The organism is Mycolicibacterium sp. XJ1819 (genome assembly GCF_053483675.1).
Genome location: NZ_JBEFST010000010.1, coordinates 15,761 through 36,086 on the forward strand (window position 1 = coordinate 15,761; position 20,326 = coordinate 36,086).

The following is a 20,326-nucleotide window of genomic DNA, read 5'->3' on the forward strand; positions in this document are numbered from 1 at the left end:
CATGCCGCCCGCGCCGGACCACCTCGAAGACGACACGCAATGGCGCACGGCGGGCGATCGGATCCAGACCCTGCTCGACGCCAGCTCATCGGCGGGCGCGACGGCGCGTGCGCGTGCCGAACAACTGGTGCGTGAGGTCACCGATCTCTACGGCGCTGCGCTGCAACGTATCCTGCGGATCTGCCAGGAGACCGGGACAGGGGTCGAGGACCGGCTGATCGCCGACGATCTCGTCGCCAGCATGCTTGTTGTGCACGGCCTGCACCCGCACAGTGTGCAGCGGCGCGTCGCCGATGCGCTCGACACCGTACGGCCCTACCTCGGGTCGCACGGCGGCGATATCGAACTGCTCGAGATCGCCGGCGACCCGGACAACCCGGTGGTGCGGCTGCGGTTCGACGGCAGCTGCAAGTCCTGCCCGTCCTCGGCGGTTACGTTGGAGCTGGCGGTCGAGGATGCGCTGCGCGCCGCCGCCCCGGAGATCAGTTCGATCGAGGTGGTCGCGGCGGCACCGGCGGCGGAACTGATTCCGGCGCAGGCGTTGTTCCGTCGGCTGCACACCGACGGCAGTCACTCCACCCCGTGGACCCCGGTGCCCGAACTGGCCGATCTCGACCCGGGTGGGGTCGGCGGGTTCCTGGTCGCGGGCAGCGCGGTGCTGGCCGCTCGGGTGGGCGACGAGTTCTACGCCTACCGCGACCGGTGCCCGGCCTGCACGGTGTCGATGGCGGGCGCGGTGCTGCGCCACCACGAGTTGGCCTGCCCGCGCTGCGGGTCCCGCTACGACGTGGTGCGCGCGGGCGTCGGACTGGACGGTGCCGGACGCCTGGAACCGGTGCCGCTTCTCACCCGCGACGGCGTGCCGGCGATGGCGGTGGCCATCGAGGAACGCGCGGAGATGGCATGACCAACGCCTACGACGTCCTCGCCCGGATCCGCGCCAATCGCGTCGAGCCGGAACCCGGTGAGCGGTGCGAGATGTGCTCCGAACCGATCGGCGACGAGCACCAGCACGTGGTCAACGTCGAGGGCCGCCAACTGATGTGTGTGTGCCGCGGCTGCTATCTGTTGTTCACCGACGCGCACGCCGAACTGCGCTACCGCGCGGTGCCCGACCGCTATCTGGCGTTCGCCGACTTCGCCGTCGACCGGCGACGGTGGGAAACCCTTCAGATACCGGTCGGGCTGGCGTTCTTCTTCCGCAACTCCGCGCTCGACCGGACGGTGGCGTTCTATCCGGGCCCGGCCGGCGCCACCGAATCCGAACTGGACCTGGCCGCGTGGAGCGACGTTCGCGCCACGGACCCGCGGATCGACATGCTCACCGACGACACCGAGGCGCTTCTCATCCGGGTGCCCGAGGACCGCGCCGGCGCACCGACGTGTCACCTGCTGCCGATCGACGCCTGCTACGAATTCGTCGGCAGGCTGCGGATGCTGTGGCGGGGCTTCGACGGGGGCCGCGACGCGGCCGACTTCATGGCGGAGTTCTTCACCGCGCTCGACGACCGCGCAAAGGTGATACCGCGATGACCGAAGTGACGTTCGCCGTGCTGGAGGTGGCACCGGAGCCGTACGCGGTGACGCCGTTGCTCACCGCCCGCATCGGCGTGGCCGCGGTCGGCGACGATCCGGTGCACGCCATCGCGCTGCGCTGCCAGGTCCGCATCGACCCGCTGCGGCGGGGCTACTCCGATGGCGAGGCCGACGGGCTCATCGATCTGTTCGGCGCGCGCGAGCGCTGGGCGAACAGTCAGCACACCTTCCTGTGGCAACACACCGGCGCGATGGTGCCCGGTTTCTCCGGCACCACCGAGGTGAACCTGCCGCTGGAGTGCACCTACGACTTCGAGGTGGCCTCGGCGAAGTATCTGCACGCGTTGCGGGACGGCGCCGTGCCGCTGCAGTTCCTGTTCAGCGGAACGGTGTTCACCCGGGGCGCGCGCGGCTTCGCGGTCGAACAGGTGCCGTGGGACCGCGAGGACCGCTACGACCTCCCGGTGGCCGTGTGGCGTGCGCTGATGCAGCAGCACTACCCGAACGCAGGGTGGCTGCGGTTGCACCGCGACACCGTCGAAGCGCTGGCCGCTTACCGCTCGGCGCGTGGACTGCTGTCCTTCGACGACGCGATCACCTCGATGCTGGCCGACCACACCGCGGGGGAACTCCGGTGAGCGCCGACTGGGCGCAGGCCCGCGCGGTCGCCGACGCGGTGCTCTACGAGGGGTATCTCCTGTACCCGTACCGGGCTACGTCGGGAAAGAACCAGTCCCGCTGGCAATTCGGCGTGCTCGGGCCCGAGGGTGCCGAAGCCGCGGGGATCGGCGAGAGCGACACCCTGTCGTCGCAGCTGCTCGTGCGTGCGCACGGGGCCGCGACGATCCGCGGTGTGGTGAGGTTCCTGCAGTTGCAGCACCGCAGCGTCGAACGCGACCTCGGCGGCGGCCGCTACGCACCGGTCGACGAACTCACCTCGGCGGGACAGTCGTGGCTGAGTTGGGACGAGGCCGTGGAGTGTGAGATTGCCTTCGGCCCGGTCCCGATGGCCAACCTGGTTGAACCACACATCATTCCGGTCGCTGTCGGCGACGGCAGCGAGGTCGAGAGGGTCAGTGGAGGCAGGCTGGTGCGAACCCGCCGCGCCCTGCACGCCGAACTCGGCGTGTCCGTCACCCCCGCAGACGGGCTGCTGCGCCTGTCCGCGACGGTACGCAACACCGGGCGACCGGCCGCCGACAAGTACGGCGCGATCGCCTCCTCGTTGATCGGCACGCACCTGCTGCTCGAGGTCGGCGACGGTGAGTTCGTCTCGCTGTTGGAGCCGCCGCCGTCCGCGGCCGCCGCGGCGGCCAACTGCTGCCAGCACCGGTGCTTCCCGGTGCTCACGGGGCCCGCAGGGGCGACCAATCTGGTCCTGGTCTCCCCGATCATCCTCTACGACCACCCCGAGATCGCCGCACAGAGCAAGGGCGCGCTGTACGACTCGACCGAGATCGACGAGATCCTGACCCTGCGGGTGATGACGATGACCGACGCGGAGAAGGCCGCCGCACGGGCCACCGATGCGCTGGCCGCGCAGATCATCGACCGCTGCGACGCGATGACACCGGAAGCGATGCTGGACCTTCACGGCGTGCTGCGAGACCCCCACGGGTTGATTCCGGAGGTGCCCGACGGCGTCGGTTGGTGGGAACCCCAGGCGGACAACGCTGTCCGGCCGGAAATCGACGCGGTGCTGGTCAACGGTGTCGCGGTCCGGCGCGGCAGCCGGGTCAGGCTGCGCCCGTCGCGGCGGGCGGACGCGCAGGACCTGTTCTTCGCCGACCGAGTCGCCGAAGTGACCTCGGTGCACGAAACCGTCGACGGTGACCGACAGGTGGGCGTGGTGCTCGCCGACGATCCGGCCGCCGACCTGCACGACTGGTACGGGCGGTACCTGTACTTCTCGCCCGACGAGATCGAACCGCTCGAGGAAAGGAATGCATCATGCAAGCAGTAGGTTGGGCCGCCACCGTGCTGGCGGGTGTGATTGTGCTCGGCGCGGTCGTGCTCGGCGCGCGGTCGCTTCCCGATCTTCGGCGCTACATGCAGATCCGGCGCATGTAGCGACGAGAGGAGATCATCACGTCCGACATCCTGGTAGCCGGTATCGGCAACATCTTCCTCGGCGACGACGGCTTCGGCCCCGAGGTCATGCGTCGTGTGCCACCGGAGCTTGGTTCTGAACGAGTCAGACTGCGCGACTATGGAATTCGCGGCGTTCATCTGGCATACGACCTGCTCGACGGTTGCCACGCGCTGGTGCTCGTCGACGCGTTGCCGAACCGTGGCACCCCGGGCGCGCTGCGCGTCTTCGAGGCCGACCACGACCGCCTGTCGCGGGTTGCCGGACTGGACGCGCACGCGATGGATCCGGCCGCGGTGTTCGCGAGCCTGACCGCGCTGGGTGGCGCACCGCCGCGCACCGTCGTGATCGGCTGTCAGGCCGCCACCGTCGAGGAGGGCATCGGGCTGTCCGCACCGGTGGCCGCGGCGGTGCCCGGCGCGGTGCGCGCGGTCCAAGAGGTGGTCGCCGACCTGCTGACCCAACCCGCGAAGGCGGGCTGAGCGATGTGTCTGGGAATACCCGGTCAGGTCGTGGGGATGCTCGCCGGCTACGGCGACCAACTCGCGCTGGTCGACGTCGCGGGCGAACAGCGCAAGGTCAACGTCGGCATGCTGGACGGACAGACCTTCTCCCCCGGCGACTGGGTGATCATCCACATGGGCTTCGTGGTCGAGAAGACCGACAGGGCCGGCGCCGAGGCCGCCATGGCCGGGCTCGAACTGCTCGGCAGGGGCCTGCACCGCGAGGATCCGCCGTGACCAGACGCAGGCTGCGGGTCTGCGTGCGCGGCGTCGTCCAGGGCGTCGGGTTCAGGCCCTTCGTGTACACGACGGCGGCCGCGCTCGGCCTGTCCGGGTCGGTCCGCAACGACAGCACCGGTGCGATCATCGAGATCGAGGGCGCCCAAACGGATATCGACGAGTTCCTGCGCCGGCTGGGCGACGACCCGCCGCCGCTGGCCGTGGTCGACGAAGTCCGGTGCCACGAGATCCCGCCGGCCGGCGGCACCGGCTTCAGCATCGCCGACACGTCGCACACGGGCGGCGGCCGCACCATGGCGTCGCCCGATGTGGCGATGTGCGCCCAATGCGCGGCCGAACAGCGGGATCCGGCCGACCGGCGGTTCCGGCACGCGTTCGTCAACTGCACCAACTGCGGCCCCCGGTTCACCATCATCACCGCGCTGCCCTATGACCGCGACACCACCACGATGGCGCCGTTCGCGATGTGCGCCGAATGCGCCCGCGAATACGCCGACCCGGCCGATCGCCGCTTCCACGCCCAACCGGTGTGCTGTCCGCACTGCGGGCCGACCCTGCGCTATCGGGACCGGGCGGGTCAGACCGTCGACGGAGAGGCCGGCCTGACCGCGGCCCGCCTGCTGCTACGCGAGGGCGGCGTGCTGGCGGTCAAGGGTGTCGGCGGATACCACCTCGCCTGTGACGCCGCTGATGCCCACGCGGTGACCGTCCTGCGCACCCGAAAGCGCCGTGGCGACAAGCCGTTCGCGGTGATGGTGCCCGACCTCGCCACGGCGCAGAGCATCGTCGAGGTTGACGACGCCGCCGCGCGGGTGCTGTCCGGACCGCAGCGGCCGATCGTGTTGTTGCCGCGCCGTGCCGACGCCCCGGTCGTCGAGGAGGTCGCGCCGCACAATCCCGACCTCGGCGTCATGCTGGCCTACACGCCGCTGCACGCGCTGTTGTTCGGCCTGCCCGATGATCCGCCAGGCCCGCAGGTGACGGTGATGACGTCGGGCAACCTGGGCGGCGAACCGATCTGCTTCACCGATGACGACGCGTTGCAGCGGCTCTCGCGGCTGGCCGACGGCTGGTTGATGCACGACAGGCAGATCCGGGTGCCCTGTGACGACTCGGTCGTGCGGGTCGGTGTGAACGGCGACGAGCAGCCGATCCGGCGTTCCCGCGGCTACGCCCCGCTGCCGATCGCCCTACCGGTCTCGGTGCCGCCGACGCTGGCGGTCGGCGCTGACCTGAAGAACACCATGGCCGTCGGCGAGGGCGGATACGCCTGGCTCAGCCAGCACATCGGCGACATGGACGACCTGGCCACCGTGTCCGCGTTCGACTCTGCCCAGCGGCATCTGCGGGAGCTGACCGGGGTCGAGCCCGAAGTGCTTGTGGTCGACGCCCATCCGCACTACCGGTCGACTGGCTGGGCGTACCGCCACGCGGCCGGGCGTCCTGTCCGCGAGGTCGCCCACCACCACGCCCACATCGCCGCCGTGATGGCCGAGCACGGCCTGGACGGGGCCGAGCGGGTGCTCGGGTTCGCGTTCGACGGTACGGGTTTCGGCACCGACGGCGCGGTCTGGGGCGGCGAGGTGCTGCTGGCCGACTACAAGGGCTTCGAGCGGATCGCGCACCTGAAGTACGTACCGATGGCGGGCGGCGACACCAGCATCATCCGGCCGTACCGGATGGCGCTCTCGCACCTGTGGGCGGCGGGCCTGCCGTGGCGCGAGGGGCTGGCCCCGGTGCGGGCCTGCCCCGGCGACGAACGTCGCGCGCTGCGAAGCCAACTCGAGACGGGGATCGGTTGCGTGTCGACCTCCAGCATGGGGCGCTTGTTCGACGCCGTGTCGGCGCTGGTCGGTGTCCGTCAGGTGGTGGACTACGAGGCCCAGGCCGCCATCGAACTCGAGGGCATCTGCCGCGACACGGGCCGCGGGGTGGGCGCCTACGCGTTCGAGATCGACGACCGCGCGCTGCCCGCCCTGATCGATCCGGCCCCGGTGCTGGCCGCCATTCTGGCCGATCTGGCCGCAGACGTGCCGCAGGCCGTCATCGGCGCCCGGTTCCACCACGCCGTCGCCGCGCTGATCGTCGAACTTGCCGTCGCCGACGCCGGCACACATCGGGTGGCGTTGTCGGGCGGGGTGTTTCAGAACACGCTGCTGCTGAGGTCGACGCTGGCCGGGCTGCGGGGCGCCGGGTTCGAGGCGCTCAGTCACCGTCGGGTTCCGCCCAACGACGGCGGCATCGCGCTGGGCCAGTTGCTGATCGGGAACGCGGGGTGAGGACGATGACCGTGACCCCCGTACAGCGACTGCCCGCCGGCCACGCGATGTTCGCCCGCTACGCGTACCCACCCAACGAACTCGGCTACTGCGGGCCGGCCGACGCCTCGGTGCTGCTGCGTGGCGACAACCCCGGCGAGGTCGCCGCACACGCACGCGAGTTCGACGGCACCTGGCCCTACCTCAGCGCGCTGGCCACCGCCGCGGGCGTCACCGACCCGCTCGACGCCGACGTGGTGCGCAACTACTGGGTCGGTGGGGCACTGCTGGCCGACGTCGACCCGGCGACGCTGCTGCACACGCTGCGCCGGGCATTCACCGGCCAGGTCACCGGGGCACTCGCCGACCTGGCACCGGCGGCCGGAGTGCTGGCCCACCACAGTTTTCACGTCTTCGCGGTCTACCCGTGGGTGCGGTTCCTCGACCGTGACGCCACGACCGCGATGGGCGTATTGCACCAGTGCCGGATCCGTTGGGGCACCGTCGAATCGGTGGCCGGAGACCACGCCGCGCTGATCTCGGCGCCACTGAGGTTCACCGGCGGCGCGCTCGCACTTGCCGACCCGGTCGTCGAACACGTGCGATGGCGCAGGGACGGGGTGGCATTGGTCGCCGATCCACGGCCCGGCGACCTGGTGGCCGCGCACTGGGACTGGCTGTGTGACCGCCTGACCGACACGGAGACCGAGGCGCTCGCGACCGCGACGCAGGCGACCTTGGACCTGATCAATGCCGCCCGAAAGGAGACCAGGTTGCGACAACCGCGAACGACCCCACATCCCCCCGATCCACAGGAGATCTCATGACCACGTCCGGCGACAACCCGTCCCAGGAGCCCCAGGAAGAGCGGGGCGCGCCAGGTTCCCGCGACACCGGTTCCGACCAACCCTCCGGCGGCCCCGCCGACCGACCGTCGGGAACCTACCGCGGCGACGAGACCGTGCCCGACCACAGTGCGCACGGCGGCGCCGACCCCGACGAAGACAAAGGGGGCGGTTGATGACCGTCTCGGCGCAGCCCGGTCAGGCGGTTCTCGACGCCGATCTGGCCGGCGATCTCGCCTCGGCCGCACTGGATCTGGCCCGCCGCTTTCACCGCGGCGCGACCCTGTGGGTGATCTCGCCGCAGTGGGAGCCGCACGCCCACCACGTCGCGGTCGAGTTCGTTCATCCGGTGATCGTGGGTAAACGCGCGCTGCCGTCGGTCGCGCTCGTCGAACCCGATCCGGTCGCGCAGGCCCGCGTCGCCGGCAGTAGCGGCGATCTGCTGCTCGCGGTGGCCTCCGCCGACGAGCCCGCGGTGATCGACGCGATGCGGCGGGCGCCGGCGTGGGGTGTGCGCACGCTGTGGATCGGGTCGGGACCGCGCCCGCCCGCCGGCGCGGCCGACCACGTGCTGTGGATCGACTCCGATGACCCGATGGTGCCGGCGACCGGCAGGTTCGTGTTGCTCTATCACCTGCTCTGGGAGCTCACCCATGTCTGCTTCGAGCACCCCGGGCTGCTCAAGACCGGTGTCGAGGACTGCGCGCAGGACACGTGCGTGACATGCAGCGACGAGGGCAGGCTGGGCGAAGTCCTCTGCGGCCCGACGGAGCCGACGGCACCGGCACTGGTGCGCACGGCCGCCGGCGAGGAGTGGGTCGACGTGACAATCCTCGGCGACGTGTCCCCCGGCGACCTGGTGGTGGTGCACGCCGGGGCGGCGCTGACGCGACTGGAGACGAACCGATGACCGGCGACGACACCGAATCCACCGGGTTTCTCTACCCGTTCATCGAATCCGAGGAGACCGACGCGGCGGCCCTGCTGGACGACCTGGCCGCCTCCGCGCGGGCCAAGGCCGCCGAAAGCGCCCGCCTGCAACGGGAGTCGCTGGCCGAATACGCCGACGCGCTGACCGCGGCCGGCACCGCGATGGCCGACCGGTTCCGCACCGGCGGACGCCTCTACACGCTGGGTAACGGCGGCAGTTCCACCGACGCCGCCACGCTCGCGTCACTGTTCAGCCGTCCGGCACGGGGCCGACCGGTCCCGGCGTGGTCGCTGGCGGCCGACGAGGCCGTGGTGACCGCACTGGGCAACGACGTCGGGTTCGACCTGATCTTCAAACGCCAGATCATCGCTCACGCGCGTGAGCGCGATGTGGTGATCGCGTTGTCGACCTCCGGCAACTCCGAGGACCTGATGACCGCGATCGCCGAGGCCCACCGGCGCGGCCTGTTGAGCATCGGGTTCTCCGGACACGACGGGGGCCGGATGGCCGCCGCCGACGAGCTGGACCATTGCTTCACGGTGCGTTCTCAGAGCATCCACCGCATTCAGGAAAGCCACGCGATCCTCGGATACCGGCTGTGGTCGGTGGTTCAGCAGCACATGACCCGTCAGCCCGACGCGGCGGCGTCATGACCGCCGACACCGCGCGCGAAGACCGCGTCCTGGACCGCATCGACAAGTTCCGGCAGCGCCGCCCACGACTGCTCGACGAGGTGGTGACCCTGGCCCACGGCGCGGGCGGCAAGACGTCGGCCGCACTGGTGGACGCGGTGTTCCTCGAGGCGTTCCGCAACGAGCAGCTCGAGCAGCTCGGCGACGCCGCGGCGCTGCAGACCCCGTCAGGTGATCGGCTGGCGTTCTCCACTGATTCGTATGTCGTTCAGCCACTGCGCTTCCCGGGTGGTTCGATCGGGCAGCTGGCGGTTCACGGCACGGTCAACGACCTGGCGGTCTGCGGGGCCCTGCCGCGGTGGCTGTCGGCCGGGTTCGTCATCGAGGAGGGCTTCCCGATCGCCGAACTGCGCGAGATCGTCGCCGACATGGGCGAATCCGCGGCCCACGCCGGCGTGCAGATCGTCACCGGCGACACCAAGGTGGTGGGCAGGGGCGCGGCCGACGGCCTCTACATCACCACCACCGGCGTCGGGGTGATTCCCGACGGCCGCCGACTGGCGCGTGATCGGGTCGGGCCCGGCGACAAGGTGCTGGTGTCCGGCAGCATCGGTGAGCACGGCATGGCGGTCATGCTGGCGCGCGGCGACCTCGCCATCGACGCCGACATCGCCTCGGACACCGCACCGGTCAACGGGCTCGTCGAGGTGTTACTGGCGGCGGCGCCGTCGACACGGTGGATGCGCGACGCCACCCGCGGCGGAGTCGGCACAGTGTGCAACGAACTGGTCCGTGACGCACCGTTCGCGCTGATCCTCGACGAGGACCGACTACCGGTGCAACCGCAGGTGCTCGGGGCGTGCGACCTGCTCGGTATCGACCCGCTGTACGTCGCCAACGAGGGCAAGTTCGTCGCGATCGTCGCCGCCCAGGAGGCTGATGACGCCGTCGCCGCGATGCGCAGCCATCGACTGGGCACGCGGGCCGCCGTCGTCGGTGACATCGTCCCCGAGCCGGCCGGGATCGTCGCGCTGCGTACGTCGTTCGGGGGCAGCCGGATCGTCGACATGCTGGTCGGCGATCCGCTGCCACGAATCTGCTGAGAGGAGAACCGCGATGTGTCTTGGCATTCCGGGTCAGGTCGTCGACATCGTCGACGCGGAAGCACATCTGGCCAAGGTCGACGTCAACGGTGTACGCCGCAACATCAGCGTGCGCCTGCTGGCCGACGACGGCCTGCACGTCGGCGACTGGGTGCTGGTCCATGTCGGGTTCGCGATGGCAAAGATCGACGAACGCGAGGCGGCGATCACCCTCGACCAGGTGCAGAAGATGGGCGCCGACTACTTCAACGAGATCGAGGCGTTCAACGCCTCGGAGATCGGATGACACACAATGAGATTCGTTGACGAATTCCGCGATCCGGCCGCCGCGCGGGCGCTGGTGAGATCCATCACCGAACTCGCCGGCACCGACGAGTTCAAGTTCATGGAGGTCTGCGGCGGCCACACCCACACCATCTATCGCCACGGCATCGAACATCTGCTGCCCGCATCGGTCGAGTTGGTGCACGGCCCCGGCTGCCCGGTGTGTGTGATCCCGATGGGCCGCGTCGACGACGCGATGTGGCTGGCCGAGCAACCCGGCGTCACGTTCACCACGTTCGGCGACATGATGCGGGTGCCCGGATCGAAGGGCAACCTGATCGAGGCCAAGGCCCGCGGCGCCGATGTGCGGTTCGTCTACTCACCGCTGGACGCGCTCAAACTGGCCGTCGACAACCCCGACCGCCATGTGGTGTTCTTCGCGGTCGGGTTCGAGACCACGGCGCCGTCGACCGCGGTGACGCTGGTGCGTGCCCGCCGTCTCGGTGTGACGAACTTCAGCGTGTTCTGCAATCATGTCACGATCGTCCCGCCGATCAAGGCGATACTGGAGTCCCCCGATCTGCGGCTGTCCGGGTTCCTCGGACCCGGCCATGTCTCCACCGTGGTCGGACTGCGGCCCTACCGATTCGTGCCCGAGGTGTACGCAAAACCGTTGGTGGTGGCGGGATTCGAACCACTCGACATCCTCGCGTCGGTACACATGCTGCTGCGGCAGATCCGCGACGGCCGCTGCGAGGTGGAGAACCAGTACACCCGGGTGGTGCGGCCGGAGGGCAACACACAGGCGTTGAAGCTGATGGCCGAGACCTTCGAACTGCGCCCGCATTTCGAATGGCGCGGGCTGGGGTTCATCTCACAGAGTGCGCTGCGGATCCACCCCGACTATGCCGAGTTCGACGCCGAGCGCCTCTTCGAGATGCCGGGGGTGCGGGTCGCCGACCCGAAGGCCTGCCAGTGCGGTGAGGTGCTCAAGGGCGTGATCAAACCGTGGGAGTGCAAGGTGTTCGGCACCGCCTGCACGCCGGAGACGCCGATCGGCACCTGCATGGTGTCGTCGGAGGGCGCGTGCGCCGCCTACTACAACTTCGGCCGACTCCACCGGGAAACCGCCCAGTTGCTGCGGCAGGGTTAGCAGCGCTTCGAAACTGCAGCACACTCGGGGCTACCACTGGTCGCGCGGCACGTCGAAATCCCTGCACAGCGCCCGCCACACGGCACGTGGGTCCACGCCGTCTTCGATGGCCTGGGCCGCGGTGCGCCCGCCCAGTTCGGTGAGAACGTAGTCGACCAGCAACGACGCCGCTCGCATCGGCCCGAACTGCGTCTCGACGAGTTCGTGGAATTCCGTCAACCGCACAGCGCCAACCTACGCGGGCGCCCCGACCGCTTCGTGGCACACCCGTACCGGATCTGCCACCTGCGTCACCGACGCGCCCGCCGCGCGGGCGGCCTCCCGGTGACGAGGCGACGACAACACCTCCCCCACCGCCGCCGTCAACGTCGACGCGGTCAACGGCCGCACGAGCTGCGCACTACCTTGTCGCACCACGCGATTCGAGATCTCCCATTGATCCCCGCCGCCGGGCACCACGACCAGCGGCACACCGGCGAGCAGCGACTTGGACACGATGCCGTGCCCGCCGCCGCAGATCACCACGTCGGCCGTTTTCAGCAAGTCGTCCTGACGACCCAGGCCGACCACTGCCCACGGCGGCACCGCCACGTCGGGACCGTGCAGCCGCGACACCACCAGCCGAGATCCCGAAGGCAGCGTCCGCCCCGGTGTGAGCGCCTCGAGCGCGACCTCGACCACACCGCGGGCGCCGGTGGTCGCCGTCGACGGCGCGATGAGCACCACCGGACCCTCGCCGGCGGGGACGTCGAGCTGCGAGGCCGTCGGCTCGAAATGCAGCGGACCCACCACCACGGCCTCCGCCGGCCAGTCCGGGCGCGGCACCTCCAGCGCGGGCAGGGTGGCGATCAGCCGTCGCAGCGGGCCGGGATCGTCGGCGGGCAAACCGATGCCGACGCGGGCGGTCGCCCTCTGCCGCAGCCCCTGCCGCCACGAACGGGCGGTCAGCGCGCGCATCGTCATGTCACGCAGTCGGCCGCCGACGCCCACGCCCAGCGCCAACCCGCTGCCGATCGGGGGCAGCCCCCTGGACGGGAGATAGAGCGGATGGGGACTGAGCTCGATCCACCCGATGCCCAGCAGTTCGGCGGCCAGTCCGCCCGCCGCGGTGATCACATCCGAAACCACCAGGTCGGGGGCCAGATCGGCGATCAGCGGCGCGTTGAGCACCGCCATCCGGGCCGCCCGCTGATGAATCTTGGCCCCGGCGTCGGCGTCGTCGTCGATATCGGTGGGATCGAGGCCCAGAAGCTCCGCGGCCGCGACGCCGGCCGCCTTCGCGGTGTCCAGCCATTCCACCCCGGTGAACAACGTCGGGACGTCACCGGCGGCCAGGAAGCGAAGACACAGCGCGATCGCCGGGAACGCGTGCCCGGGATCGGGGCCGGCAACCACCGCGACGCGCATTGCGTCTACCCTGCCACAGCGCCGGCGCACTAGGCTGAAGGCCATGACCGACCAGGCTTCGGGGCTGAGAACAGACGTGGAAAACGTGCGGACGGTGGAGACCTTTCTCTACGCCCTGCAGGACGAGGATTTCGAGACCTTCGACCGGCTGATGGCCGACGACATCGCGTGGCAGAACGTGGGCTTGCCCACAATCCGCGGGCGCCAACGCATCGTGGACATGGTGCGGCGCGCACAGGGCCGATACGACTTCGAGGTGAAGTTCCACCGCATCGCCGCCGAGGGCAACCACGTGCTGACCGAACGCACCGACGCGCTGGTCTTCGGCCCGGTGCGGATCCAGTTCTGGGTGTGCGGGGTGTTCGAAGTGCACGCCGGACGGATCACGTTGTGGCGGGATTATTTCGACATGTTCGACTTCCTCAAGGCCACGGTGCGCGGGATAGCGGCAACGGTGTTCCCTTCGCTGCGACCTACCATGTAGGGCATGAGCGGCACACGTACACGCCCCAACCCGTGGCAATACATCGGTTACTGCTTCGGAAAACGGTTGCCGGACTCGATGCGCGACTGGGTCCGCGAGGATCTGGCCGGCAAGGGCGCAACCATCCGCATGATGGTCCGGGTCTTCATCCCGGCGTTCGTGGTGGTGGCCCCGCTCTGGTTGATTCCGACGTCGCTGTACGTGCACCTGTCGATGACGCTGCCGATCCTGATCCCGTTCGTCTACTTCTCACACGCACTCAACAAGGTGTGGCGGCGCCACATGCTGGCCAAACACGGACTCGACCCGGCCCTGGTCGACGAGATCCCGCGGCAGAAGAAGGCCCAGGTGCACCAGGCCTACATCGAACGCTTCGGCCCACGCACGGGGCCGCCGAGCTCGCACGACATCTGAGCCGACGGGTCAGGCGCCGCGGATGTGGCTCAACTCACCGAACGCCTGCGCCCATCCCATCAGCCGATCGGTGGCGGTGGTCAGTTCGTCGCGACAGCGCTGCTGCGACATCGGTGAACTCGACATCGGCCCGGCGTTGGCCGCCGACACCAGTTGCGCCGCGGCGGTGACCATCTGGTTGTACTGACGGGCGCCGTGCTCGAGTTGCGCGGCGAAGGCGCCGATGGTGGGCGTCAGATGGGCGCTTGACTGCGGTGCGGCGCGCACAGCGCGTTCCATCGACACCACCTCGTCGGCGGTGGCGGCCATGGTCGCCGCGGTCTGGTTGGCCGCCGCGGTCAGCTCACGAATCTCGTCGGCGGGCAGCAGACGTCCGCGCTCCATCACGCCCAGCAACGAGAACAGCCCGCGTTCGGAGGTGGCCAGCGCCGCCATCGGCTGGCGGGCCGCCGAGCCCCACGGCGGCAGCCGACGGGTGGCCCGCGACCGCGGCGGCGGCAGCGGTTCGCGGCGCAGCCACCGGTAGCGCAGGAATGTCAGCGTCGCCAGGAAGGCCGCACCGACAGCGATCGGCGCGGGGATGAACAGCGCCCAGAACGGCAGCTCCCAGGTCGACAGCAGGCCGGTCACCCCGATCCAGAACACGCACGAGACCGTGAAGAACACTGCGAGCCGCAGCGCCCAGCGCCGTTTACGGAGCAGCTTCGCCCGCGGGTCGGCTGCGGCGTTCAGCTTCTCGGCCAGCACGTCGGACCACTCCGCGGCGGTGTCGACCCCACGTTGCACCAGCGACCGCCAGGCTTCCGGCCGACCCGTACGCGCACCCACGACTGATACCTACAAGTCCAATGTCAAAGTCATTGCGACAGCGGGTTTTCCGGTGTCGCCTGATTGGTGGCCGGGCTGGCCGGCGTCGCCGCCTGGTTGTCGCCCGCGGGCAGCTGCTCCCCGCGCATGGACGCGCGGATCTGCTCCAGCCGCGAGTGGCCCGCCATCTGGACGCTGGCCTGTTGCACCTCGAGCATCCGGCCCTGCACCGAGTTCTGGGCCAGCTCGGCCGAACCCATCGCGTTGGCGTAGCGGCGCTCGATCTTGTCGCGCACCTCGTCGAGGCTCGGGGTGTTGCCCGGCGCGGCGAGGTCGCTCATCGACCGCAGCGAGGCGCTCACCTGCTCCTGCATCTTGGCCTGCTCGAGCTGGGAGAGCAGCTTGGTGCGCTCGGCGATCTTCTGCTGCAGCATCATCGCGTTCTGCTCGACGGCCTTCTTGGCCTGCACCGCGGCCTGCAGCGACTGGTCGTGCAGGACCTTGAGGTCCTCGACGCTCTGCTCGGCGGTGACCAACTGCGCGGCGAACGCCTCGGCGGCGTTGTTGTACTCGGTGGCCTTGGCGGTGTCGCCGGCCGCGGTGGCCTGGTCGGCCAGCGTCAACGCCTGGCGCACATTGACCTGGAGCTTCTCGATGTCGGCGAGCTGACGGTTCAGGCGCATCTCGAGCTGGCGCTGGTTGCCGATCACCTGGGCGGCCTGCTGGGTGAGCGCCTGATGCTGGCGCTGGGCCTCCTCGATGGCCTGCTGGATCTGCACCTTCGGATCGGCGTACTCGTCGACCTTCGAGCTGAACAGCGCCATCAGGTAGCGCCACGCCTTCACGAACGGATTGGCCATGGGTTCACTCCAGCCTTCGTATCGGTATGTGTGTCGGCCTGCCGGCCGCGGCTTCCCGTGCTGCCCAATCTATCGGTTCAGTGCGGACCGTCGCACCCACAACCGGCTCGATGCGGGCTCAGGCCATCGCCATCGACACGACCTGCGGAATGACGACCTTGGTGGCCTCGTCGATGTGGGCGGCGCTGGCCGCCTCGTGGGTGGCCGCGGCGTGTTCGGCACGCGCCAACTCGTCACCGGCGTCGCTGAGCACCTGCGAGAGCGGGATGTCCAGCGCCCCGCAGATCGCGCTGAGCAGTTCGCTGGAGGCCTCCTTGCGGCCACGCTCGACCTCCGAGAGGTAGCCCAGGCTGACGCGGGCGGTGTCGGACACCTCGCGCAGGGTGCGCCCCTGTTCGGTGCGGGCCCGACGAAGCACGTCGCCGATCACCTCGCGCAGCAATGCCGTCATCGTGGCCTCCTTCAGTCCTCGCGGGCTCGTAATAGGGCAACGCTATCCGCGCCCGCAATGGTTCCCGGATCGACCACATCGCCGAGATCGGCCCCTCGAGCTGCGGGTTCGACTCATCGGCCGGCCGCGGGTTCGCGCGCGTCGCGGATCGCCGAGACGACGTAATCCACCCCGGTGATCACCGTCAGCACCAGGGCCGCCCACATGATCACCCACGCGCTGATCAGCCACGGGCCCGGTAGCGCGTGCAGCGGCAGCACGAACAGCCCGATCGCGACCGCCTGCAGAAGCGTCTTGAGCTTGCCGCCGCGACTGGCCGGGATGACCCCGCGGCGCAGCACCGCGAACCGCAGGACCGTGATGCCGATCTCGCGGACCATGATCACCACCGTCACCCACCACGGCAGGTCGCCGAGCAGCGAGAGTCCCACCAGCGCCGCGCCGATCAGCGCCTTGTCGGCGATGGGATCGGCCAGTGTCCCGAACTCGGTGACCATGCCGTAGCTGCGGGCAAGCGCACCGTCGAACCGATCGGTGATGACCGCGATCGCGAACACGATGAATGCGGCTATCCGCCAGAAGGTTTCGTGACCGTCGCCGACGAACAGCAGAACCAGGAACACGGGGACCAACGCCATCCGCACGCCGGTGAGGAAGTTGGCGATGTTCGCCACGCGGGCGCGCGGGACCAGCGGATCGATATGAGGTTGGCCCGACACCGCAACAGAATATCGGTTGCTCAAACCGATACTGTCGCACCTGTGAGACCAGCCGAAGTCGTGGTGCGGCGTGCCCGCACCTCCGACGTGCCCGCGATCAAGTCGCTCGTCGACATCTACGCCGGCCGAATCCTGCTGGAGAAGAACCTGGTGACGCTCTACGAAGCGGTCCAGGAATTCTGGGTCGCCGAACTCGACAGCGAAGTCATCGGCTGCGGCGCGCTGCACGTGATGTGGTCGGATCTCGGCGAGGTGCGCACCGTGGCGGTGCATCCGAAGGTCAAGGGCCGCGGCGTCGGGGGCGCGATCGTGCAACGGTTGCTGGACGTGGCCAGGGAGTTGCGTCTGGAACGCATCTTCGTGCTCACCTTCGAGGTCGACTTCTTCCGTCGGCACGGCTTCGAGGAGATCGACGGCACCCCGGTGACCGCGGAGGTCTACGAGGAGATGTGCCGGTCCTACGACACCGGCGTCGCCGAATTCCTCGACCTGTCCTTCGTCAAGCCCAACATCCTCGGCAACACCCGAATGCTGTTGACGCTATAGCGATTTGTGTGCGTTCAGGAGCAGTCAGCGCAACAAGACGCACACAAATCGCTACGACTCGACGCCCCGGATCGATGCCAGCGTCGCCGCCAACTCGTCGGGCTTGACCAACACCTCGCGCGCCTTGGAGCCCTCGCTGGGGCCGACGATGCCGCGGGTCTCCATCAGGTCCATCAGCCGCCCGGCCTTGGCGAAGCCGACACGCAGTTTGCGCTGCAGCATCGACGTCGACCCGAACTGGCTGGACACCACCAATTCCACCGCCTGCAGGAGGACGTCCATATCGTCGCCGATGTCGGGGTCGACGTCGGAGCGGTCACTGGTGGTCTTCGTCGCGGTGACGCCCTCGTTGTAGTCGGGTTCGGCCTGGTCCTTGCAGGCGCTGACGACGGCGTGGATCTCCTCGTCGCTGACGTAGGCGCCCTGCAGCCGGATCGGCCGGTTGGCGCCCATCGGGATGAACAGCCCGTCGCCCATGCCGATCAGCCGCTCGGCGCCTTGCTGGTCGAGGATCACCCGGCTGTCGGTCAGTGACGAGGTGGCGAACGCCAGCCGCGACGGCACGTTCGTCTTGATCAGCCCGGTGACGACGTCCACCGACGGCCGCTGCGTGGCCAGCACGAGGTGGATGCCGGCGGCGCGGGCCTTCTGGGTGATCCGCACCACGGCGTCCTCCACATCGCGCGGCGCGGTCATCATCAGGTCGGCCAGCTCGTCGACGATGGCGACGATGTAGGGGTACGGACGGTATTCGCGCTCACTGCCCAGCGGAGTGGTGATCTCGCCGGAACGCACCTTCGCGTTGAAGTCGTCGATGTGACGCACCCGGCTGGCCTGCATGTCCTGGTAGCGCTGCTCCATCTCCTCGACCAGCCACGCCAACGCGGCGGCCGCCTTCTTGGGCTGCGTGACGATCGGCGTGATCAAATGCGGCACGCCCTCATACGGCGTGAGTTCCACCATCTTCGGGTCGATCAGGATCATCCTGACCTCTTCGGGCGTCGCGCGGGCCAACAGCGAGATCAGCATCGAGTTCACGAAACTCGACTTGCCCGAACCCGTCGAGCCGGCCACCAGCAGGTGCGGCATCTTCGCGAGGTTCCACGAGATGTACTCGCCCTCAATGTCTTTGCCCAACGCGATCACCAGCGGATGGTGATCGGCCCGCGTCGACGGGTCGGTGAGCACGTCGGCCAGCCGCACCATCTCCCGGTCGACATTGGGCACCTCGATGCCGACGGCGGACTTGCCGGGGATCGGGGCGAGCATCCGCACGCTGTCGGTGGCCACCGCATACGCGATGTTCTTCTGCAGCGCGGTGATCTTCTCCACCTTCACGCCGGGCCCGAGCTCCACTTCGTAGCGGGTGACGGTCGGGCCGCGGGTGCAGCCCGTCACGCCGGCGTCGACCTTGAACTGCTGCAGCACCTCCGAGATCGCTTCGGACATCCGGTCATTGGTGGCGGTATAGCGCTTCGGCGGCTCGCCGTTGACCAGCAGGTCCAGCGACGGCAGCGTGTAGGGGCCCTCCACCACGCGGTCGAGCGCCTGCATCTTCTTGGCGGGCTTCTTCTTGCGGGTGCGCGCGGTCGGCTCGGGAACTGTGGGCGCTTCGTCGTCGATCGGATAGTTCTCCATCGGCGTCTTGGTGGGCCACGCCTGGGCCTCGTCGTCGCCGTAGCCCGACGGGTCGTCGTAGTAGCCGTCGGAGAAGTCGTCGGTCTGGTCGGCGTACTGCTCGTCGTCGTAGTACTCGTCGTGATCGCGGAAACCGCGCGTGGAGAACATGGCCCGCACGGTGGCGGGTACCTCGCGAATCGTGGTGCCGGTCACCAGGAGCACCCCGAACAGCACCCCGATGAACAACAGTGGCGCGGCGATCCACGCGGTCAGCCCGTCCGAGAGCGGTCCGCCGATCGCGAAGCCGACAAAGCCCGCGGCGTGCTGGCGAGCGGACGGGGCTTCCGGCGATCCCGCCCACAGGTGCCACAGGCCGAGCGCGGGCAGCACCACCATCGCGGTGCCGAGAATCAGTCGCGGCCGGGCGTCGGGGTCGGGTTCGGTGCGCATCAGCACGATCGCGACGGCGACGAGTGCGATCGGCACCAGCACCACCGACGCGCCGATGACGCTGCGCAGGAACGTGTCGATCCAGTCACCGACGGGTCCGGCCGCGGCGAACCACGAACTTGCGCCGATCACCACCGCGATGCCGAGCAGGGCCAGGGCGATCCCGTCGCGGCGATGCCCGGGTTCCAGGTCGCGTGCCCGGCCGACGGAACGGGCCGTCGTACCAGCACCCCTGGCCAGCATCAGCCAGCCCGCACGCACTCCGCGGCCGACGGTGGCGCCGGCCGACGAGATCGCCGAGGACTGGCGCCGCGACGCGGGCCTGCGCCGGGGCGCTCGGCTTGCGCCGCGGCCGCCTCGGGAACCGGCCTTTGACCTGCTCGAACGGGCACCGGATCGGGCGACGGTCTTACTAGCCATACCGGTAAGCCTAGTCGCAACCGCCCCAAATTCACCATCTGCCACACGGGTCACAGAAAGGTACCGATTGGGGAGCATTCTTTCCGTAACCTGCCCCAATGACCGCATCGGAGCAGGCAGAAGGCCTGCGGACCTCGAGCAAGGTGCTGTGCGCGGTGTACGCGTCGATCGCGATCGCCGCAGTGGTGGCCACCTGGAGTCAGAACCTGGCCTACTTCGACGACGCGAACCCCCTGGTCGCGTTCTTCACCGACACCAAGGCCAACCCGGCGGCCCGATCGATCACGGTCGACCTGTTCCTGTTCAGCCTGCCGGTGGCCATCTGGATGGTGGCCGAGGCGCGCAAGCACTCGGTCAGGTTCGTCTGGGCCTACATCGTGGCGTCGGCGTTCACCGCCGTCAGCATCACCTTTCCGCTGTTCCTGATCGCGCGCGAATTGCGGCTTGCCGATTCGGACAAGACACGGTTTCGCCCGTTCGATCTCGCCGCTCTGACCGTCGTCGGGCTTGTGATCGCGGCCATGGTCATCTGGGTCGACGTGCTGTGAACGCCGGGCAGTAGGCTGTGCACTCGTCCATCAGGTCGCCACCGAG

Annotated in this window: 26 protein-coding genes; 19 read left to right on the forward strand and 7 right to left on the reverse strand. The window is 69.3% G+C overall.

Annotation, left to right across the window (positions count from 1 at the left end):
* The first annotated feature begins 1 nt into the window (after window position 1).
* The 15 genes from ABQE89_RS12330 to hypD are packed head-to-tail and all read left to right on the forward strand — an operon-like array spanning window position 2 to window position 11,554.
* Window positions 2-907, forward strand: coding sequence for a NifU family protein (locus ABQE89_RS12330; RefSeq protein WP_448416814.1), 906 nt, complete (start codon window positions 2-4; stop codon window positions 905-907).
* Window positions 904-1,533 (forward strand): DUF5947 family protein, encoded by a 630-nt coding sequence (locus ABQE89_RS12335; RefSeq protein WP_448416816.1) that lies wholly within the window; start codon window positions 904-906, stop codon window positions 1,531-1,533. Before ABQE89_RS12330 ends, ABQE89_RS12335 begins: the two co-directional genes overlap by 4 nt.
* The gene (locus ABQE89_RS12340; protein ID WP_448416818.1) at window positions 1,530-2,174 is read left to right on the forward strand and encodes a DUF6084 family protein; all 645 of its coding nucleotides are present in this window, start codon (window positions 1,530-1,532) and stop codon (window positions 2,172-2,174) included. The genes ABQE89_RS12335 and ABQE89_RS12340 overlap by 4 nt, the downstream gene beginning before the upstream one ends.
* Window positions 2,171-3,499: a hypothetical protein gene (locus ABQE89_RS12345; protein ID WP_448416820.1), complete on the forward strand. Its 1,329-nt coding sequence runs from the start codon at window positions 2,171-2,173 to the stop codon at window positions 3,497-3,499. The genes ABQE89_RS12340 and ABQE89_RS12345 overlap by 4 nt, the downstream gene beginning before the upstream one ends.
* Window positions 3,487-3,606, forward strand: coding sequence for a DUF6893 family small protein (locus tag ABQE89_RS12350; RefSeq protein WP_448416822.1), 120 nt, complete (start codon window positions 3,487-3,489; stop codon window positions 3,604-3,606). The genes ABQE89_RS12345 and ABQE89_RS12350 overlap by 13 nt, the downstream gene beginning before the upstream one ends.
* Before the next feature lie 12 nt (window positions 3,607-3,618).
* A complete protein-coding gene (locus tag ABQE89_RS12355) occupies window positions 3,619-4,107 on the forward strand; it encodes a hydrogenase maturation protease (RefSeq protein ID WP_448417188.1) in 489 nt (162 codons plus the stop codon).
* Window positions 4,108-4,110: 3 nt separating this feature from the next.
* Window positions 4,111-4,365, forward strand: coding sequence for a HypC/HybG/HupF family hydrogenase formation chaperone (locus ABQE89_RS12360; protein ID WP_448416825.1), 255 nt, complete (start codon window positions 4,111-4,113; stop codon window positions 4,363-4,365).
* Window positions 4,362-6,647, forward strand: a complete 2,286-nt coding sequence (hypF, locus tag ABQE89_RS12365; protein WP_448416827.1) for a carbamoyltransferase HypF — start codon at window positions 4,362-4,364, stop codon at window positions 6,645-6,647. The genes ABQE89_RS12360 and hypF overlap by 4 nt, the downstream gene beginning before the upstream one ends.
* 5 nt (window positions 6,648-6,652) lie before the next feature.
* Complete coding sequence (locus ABQE89_RS12370) at window positions 6,653-7,453, forward strand: DUF6390 family protein (RefSeq protein ID WP_448416828.1); 801 nt, start codon at window positions 6,653-6,655, stop codon at window positions 7,451-7,453.
* Entirely contained in the window at window positions 7,450-7,647 is a 198-nt protein-coding gene (locus tag ABQE89_RS12375; RefSeq protein ID WP_448416830.1) for a hypothetical protein, read from the forward strand. Before ABQE89_RS12370 ends, ABQE89_RS12375 begins: the two co-directional genes overlap by 4 nt.
* A complete protein-coding gene (locus ABQE89_RS12380) occupies window positions 7,647-8,381 on the forward strand; it encodes a hydrogenase assembly protein HupF (protein WP_448416832.1) in 735 nt (244 codons plus the stop codon). The genes ABQE89_RS12375 and ABQE89_RS12380 overlap by 1 nt, the downstream gene beginning before the upstream one ends.
* Entirely contained in the window at window positions 8,378-9,055 is a 678-nt protein-coding gene (locus ABQE89_RS12385; protein WP_448416834.1) for a D-sedoheptulose-7-phosphate isomerase, read from the forward strand. Before ABQE89_RS12380 ends, ABQE89_RS12385 begins: the two co-directional genes overlap by 4 nt.
* Window positions 9,052-10,137, forward strand: a complete 1,086-nt coding sequence (gene hypE, locus ABQE89_RS12390) for a hydrogenase expression/formation protein HypE (RefSeq protein WP_448416836.1) — start codon at window positions 9,052-9,054, stop codon at window positions 10,135-10,137. Before ABQE89_RS12385 ends, hypE begins: the two co-directional genes overlap by 4 nt.
* A 13-nt stretch (window positions 10,138-10,150) precedes the next feature.
* Entirely contained in the window at window positions 10,151-10,423 is a 273-nt protein-coding gene (locus ABQE89_RS12395; RefSeq protein WP_448416838.1) for a HypC/HybG/HupF family hydrogenase formation chaperone, read from the forward strand.
* A 6-nt stretch (window positions 10,424-10,429) separates the two neighbouring features.
* A complete protein-coding gene (gene hypD / locus ABQE89_RS12400; protein ID WP_448416840.1) occupies window positions 10,430-11,554 on the forward strand; it encodes a hydrogenase formation protein HypD in 1,125 nt (374 codons plus the stop codon).
* A 30-nt stretch (window positions 11,555-11,584) separates the two neighbouring features.
* On the opposite strand, the gene ABQE89_RS12405 is transcribed toward hypD, so the two are convergent.
* On the reverse strand, window positions 11,585-11,779 hold the full coding sequence (locus ABQE89_RS12405) for a DUF3046 domain-containing protein (RefSeq protein WP_448416842.1): 195 nt from the start codon (window positions 11,777-11,779) through the stop codon (window positions 11,585-11,587).
* A gap of 9 nt (window positions 11,780-11,788) precedes the next feature.
* On the reverse strand, window positions 11,789-12,961 hold the full coding sequence (locus tag ABQE89_RS12410) for a glycosyltransferase (protein ID WP_448416844.1): 1,173 nt from the start codon (window positions 12,959-12,961) through the stop codon (window positions 11,789-11,791).
* A gap of 43 nt (window positions 12,962-13,004) precedes the next feature.
* Here ABQE89_RS12410 and ABQE89_RS12415 point away from each other — a divergent pair, with 43 nt between their 5' ends.
* A complete protein-coding gene (locus tag ABQE89_RS12415) occupies window positions 13,005-13,445 on the forward strand; it encodes a limonene-1,2-epoxide hydrolase family protein (protein WP_448416846.1) in 441 nt (146 codons plus the stop codon).
* Between the two features lie 3 nt (window positions 13,446-13,448).
* Window positions 13,449-13,859: a DUF5313 domain-containing protein gene (locus ABQE89_RS12420; protein WP_448416848.1), complete on the forward strand. Its 411-nt coding sequence runs from the start codon at window positions 13,449-13,451 to the stop codon at window positions 13,857-13,859.
* Between the two features lie 9 nt (window positions 13,860-13,868).
* On the opposite strand, the gene pspM is transcribed toward ABQE89_RS12420, so the two are convergent.
* The 4 genes from pspM to pgsA form a co-directional block, all read right to left on the reverse strand.
* The gene (pspM, locus tag ABQE89_RS12425) at window positions 13,869-14,687 is read right to left on the reverse strand and encodes a phage shock envelope stress response protein PspM (protein WP_448416850.1); all 819 of its coding nucleotides are present in this window, start codon (window positions 14,685-14,687) and stop codon (window positions 13,869-13,871) included.
* Between the two features lie 29 nt (window positions 14,688-14,716).
* Complete coding sequence (pspA, locus tag ABQE89_RS12430; RefSeq protein ID WP_448416852.1) at window positions 14,717-15,526, reverse strand: phage shock protein PspA; 810 nt, start codon at window positions 15,524-15,526, stop codon at window positions 14,717-14,719.
* A 118-nt stretch (window positions 15,527-15,644) separates the two neighbouring features.
* Entirely contained in the window at window positions 15,645-15,977 is a 333-nt protein-coding gene (gene clgR / locus ABQE89_RS12435; RefSeq protein ID WP_448416854.1) for a transcriptional regulator ClgR, read from the reverse strand.
* A 113-nt stretch (window positions 15,978-16,090) separates the two neighbouring features.
* Window positions 16,091-16,696, reverse strand: coding sequence for a CDP-diacylglycerol--glycerol-3-phosphate 3-phosphatidyltransferase (gene pgsA, locus ABQE89_RS12440; protein ID WP_448416856.1), 606 nt, complete (start codon window positions 16,694-16,696; stop codon window positions 16,091-16,093).
* A gap of 63 nt (window positions 16,697-16,759) precedes the next feature.
* Here pgsA and ABQE89_RS12445 point away from each other — a divergent pair, with 63 nt between their 5' ends.
* Entirely contained in the window at window positions 16,760-17,242 is a 483-nt protein-coding gene (locus ABQE89_RS12445; RefSeq protein ID WP_448417190.1) for an amino-acid N-acetyltransferase, read from the forward strand.
* A gap of 51 nt (window positions 17,243-17,293) precedes the next feature.
* Here ABQE89_RS12445 and ABQE89_RS12450 read toward each other — a convergent pair whose 3' ends face one another.
* On the reverse strand, window positions 17,294-19,840 hold the full coding sequence (locus tag ABQE89_RS12450; RefSeq protein WP_448416858.1) for an FtsK/SpoIIIE family DNA translocase: 2,547 nt from the start codon (window positions 19,838-19,840) through the stop codon (window positions 17,294-17,296).
* On the opposite strand from ABQE89_RS12450, the gene ABQE89_RS12455 reads away from it, so the two are divergent.
* Window positions 19,831-20,280, forward strand: a complete 450-nt coding sequence (locus ABQE89_RS12455) for a DUF2834 domain-containing protein (RefSeq protein ID WP_448416860.1) — start codon at window positions 19,831-19,833, stop codon at window positions 20,278-20,280. The genes ABQE89_RS12450 and ABQE89_RS12455 overlap by 10 nt on opposite strands.
* Window positions 20,281-20,326: the final 46 nt, after the last annotated feature.

Excerpts from the sequence above, each read along its gene's own strand:
- ABQE89_RS12330 (WP_448416814.1), top strand. The coding sequence starts at position 2 with ATGCCGCCCGCGCCGGACCACCTCGAAGACGACACGCAATGGCGCACG.
- ABQE89_RS12335 (WP_448416816.1), top strand. The coding sequence starts at position 904 with ATGACCAACGCCTACGACGTCCTCGCCCGGATCCGCGCCAATCGCGTC.
- ABQE89_RS12340 (WP_448416818.1), top strand. The coding sequence starts at position 1,530 with ATGACCGAAGTGACGTTCGCCGTGCTGGAGGTGGCACCGGAGCCGTAC.
- ABQE89_RS12350 (WP_448416822.1), top strand. The coding sequence starts at position 3,487 with ATGCAAGCAGTAGGTTGGGCCGCCACCGTGCTGGCGGGTGTGATTGTG.
- ABQE89_RS12360 (WP_448416825.1), top strand. The coding sequence starts at position 4,111 with ATGTGTCTGGGAATACCCGGTCAGGTCGTGGGGATGCTCGCCGGCTAC.
- ABQE89_RS12370 (WP_448416828.1), top strand. The coding sequence starts at position 6,653 with ATGACCGTGACCCCCGTACAGCGACTGCCCGCCGGCCACGCGATGTTC.
- ABQE89_RS12375 (WP_448416830.1), top strand. The coding sequence starts at position 7,450 with ATGACCACGTCCGGCGACAACCCGTCCCAGGAGCCCCAGGAAGAGCGG.
- ABQE89_RS12380 (WP_448416832.1), top strand. The coding sequence starts at position 7,647 with ATGACCGTCTCGGCGCAGCCCGGTCAGGCGGTTCTCGACGCCGATCTG.
- ABQE89_RS12385 (WP_448416834.1), top strand. The coding sequence starts at position 8,378 with ATGACCGGCGACGACACCGAATCCACCGGGTTTCTCTACCCGTTCATC.
- hypE (WP_448416836.1), top strand. The coding sequence starts at position 9,052 with ATGACCGCCGACACCGCGCGCGAAGACCGCGTCCTGGACCGCATCGAC.
- ABQE89_RS12395 (WP_448416838.1), top strand. The coding sequence starts at position 10,151 with ATGTGTCTTGGCATTCCGGGTCAGGTCGTCGACATCGTCGACGCGGAA.
- hypD (WP_448416840.1), top strand. The coding sequence starts at position 10,430 with ATGAGATTCGTTGACGAATTCCGCGATCCGGCCGCCGCGCGGGCGCTG.
- ABQE89_RS12410 (WP_448416844.1), bottom strand. The coding sequence starts at position 12,961 with ATGCGCGTCGCGGTGGTTGCCGGCCCCGATCCCGGGCACGCGTTCCCG.
- ABQE89_RS12415 (WP_448416846.1), top strand. The coding sequence starts at position 13,005 with ATGACCGACCAGGCTTCGGGGCTGAGAACAGACGTGGAAAACGTGCGG.
- ABQE89_RS12420 (WP_448416848.1), top strand. The coding sequence starts at position 13,449 with ATGAGCGGCACACGTACACGCCCCAACCCGTGGCAATACATCGGTTAC.
- pspA (WP_448416852.1), bottom strand. The coding sequence starts at position 15,526 with ATGGCCAATCCGTTCGTGAAGGCGTGGCGCTACCTGATGGCGCTGTTC.
- clgR (WP_448416854.1), bottom strand. The coding sequence starts at position 15,977 with ATGACGGCATTGCTGCGCGAGGTGATCGGCGACGTGCTTCGTCGGGCC.
- ABQE89_RS12455 (WP_448416860.1), top strand. The coding sequence starts at position 19,831 with ATGACCGCATCGGAGCAGGCAGAAGGCCTGCGGACCTCGAGCAAGGTG.
- ABQE89_RS12450 (WP_448416858.1), bottom strand. The coding sequence starts at position 19,840 with ATGCGGTCATTGGGGCAGGTTACGGAAAGAATGCTCCCCAATCGGTAC.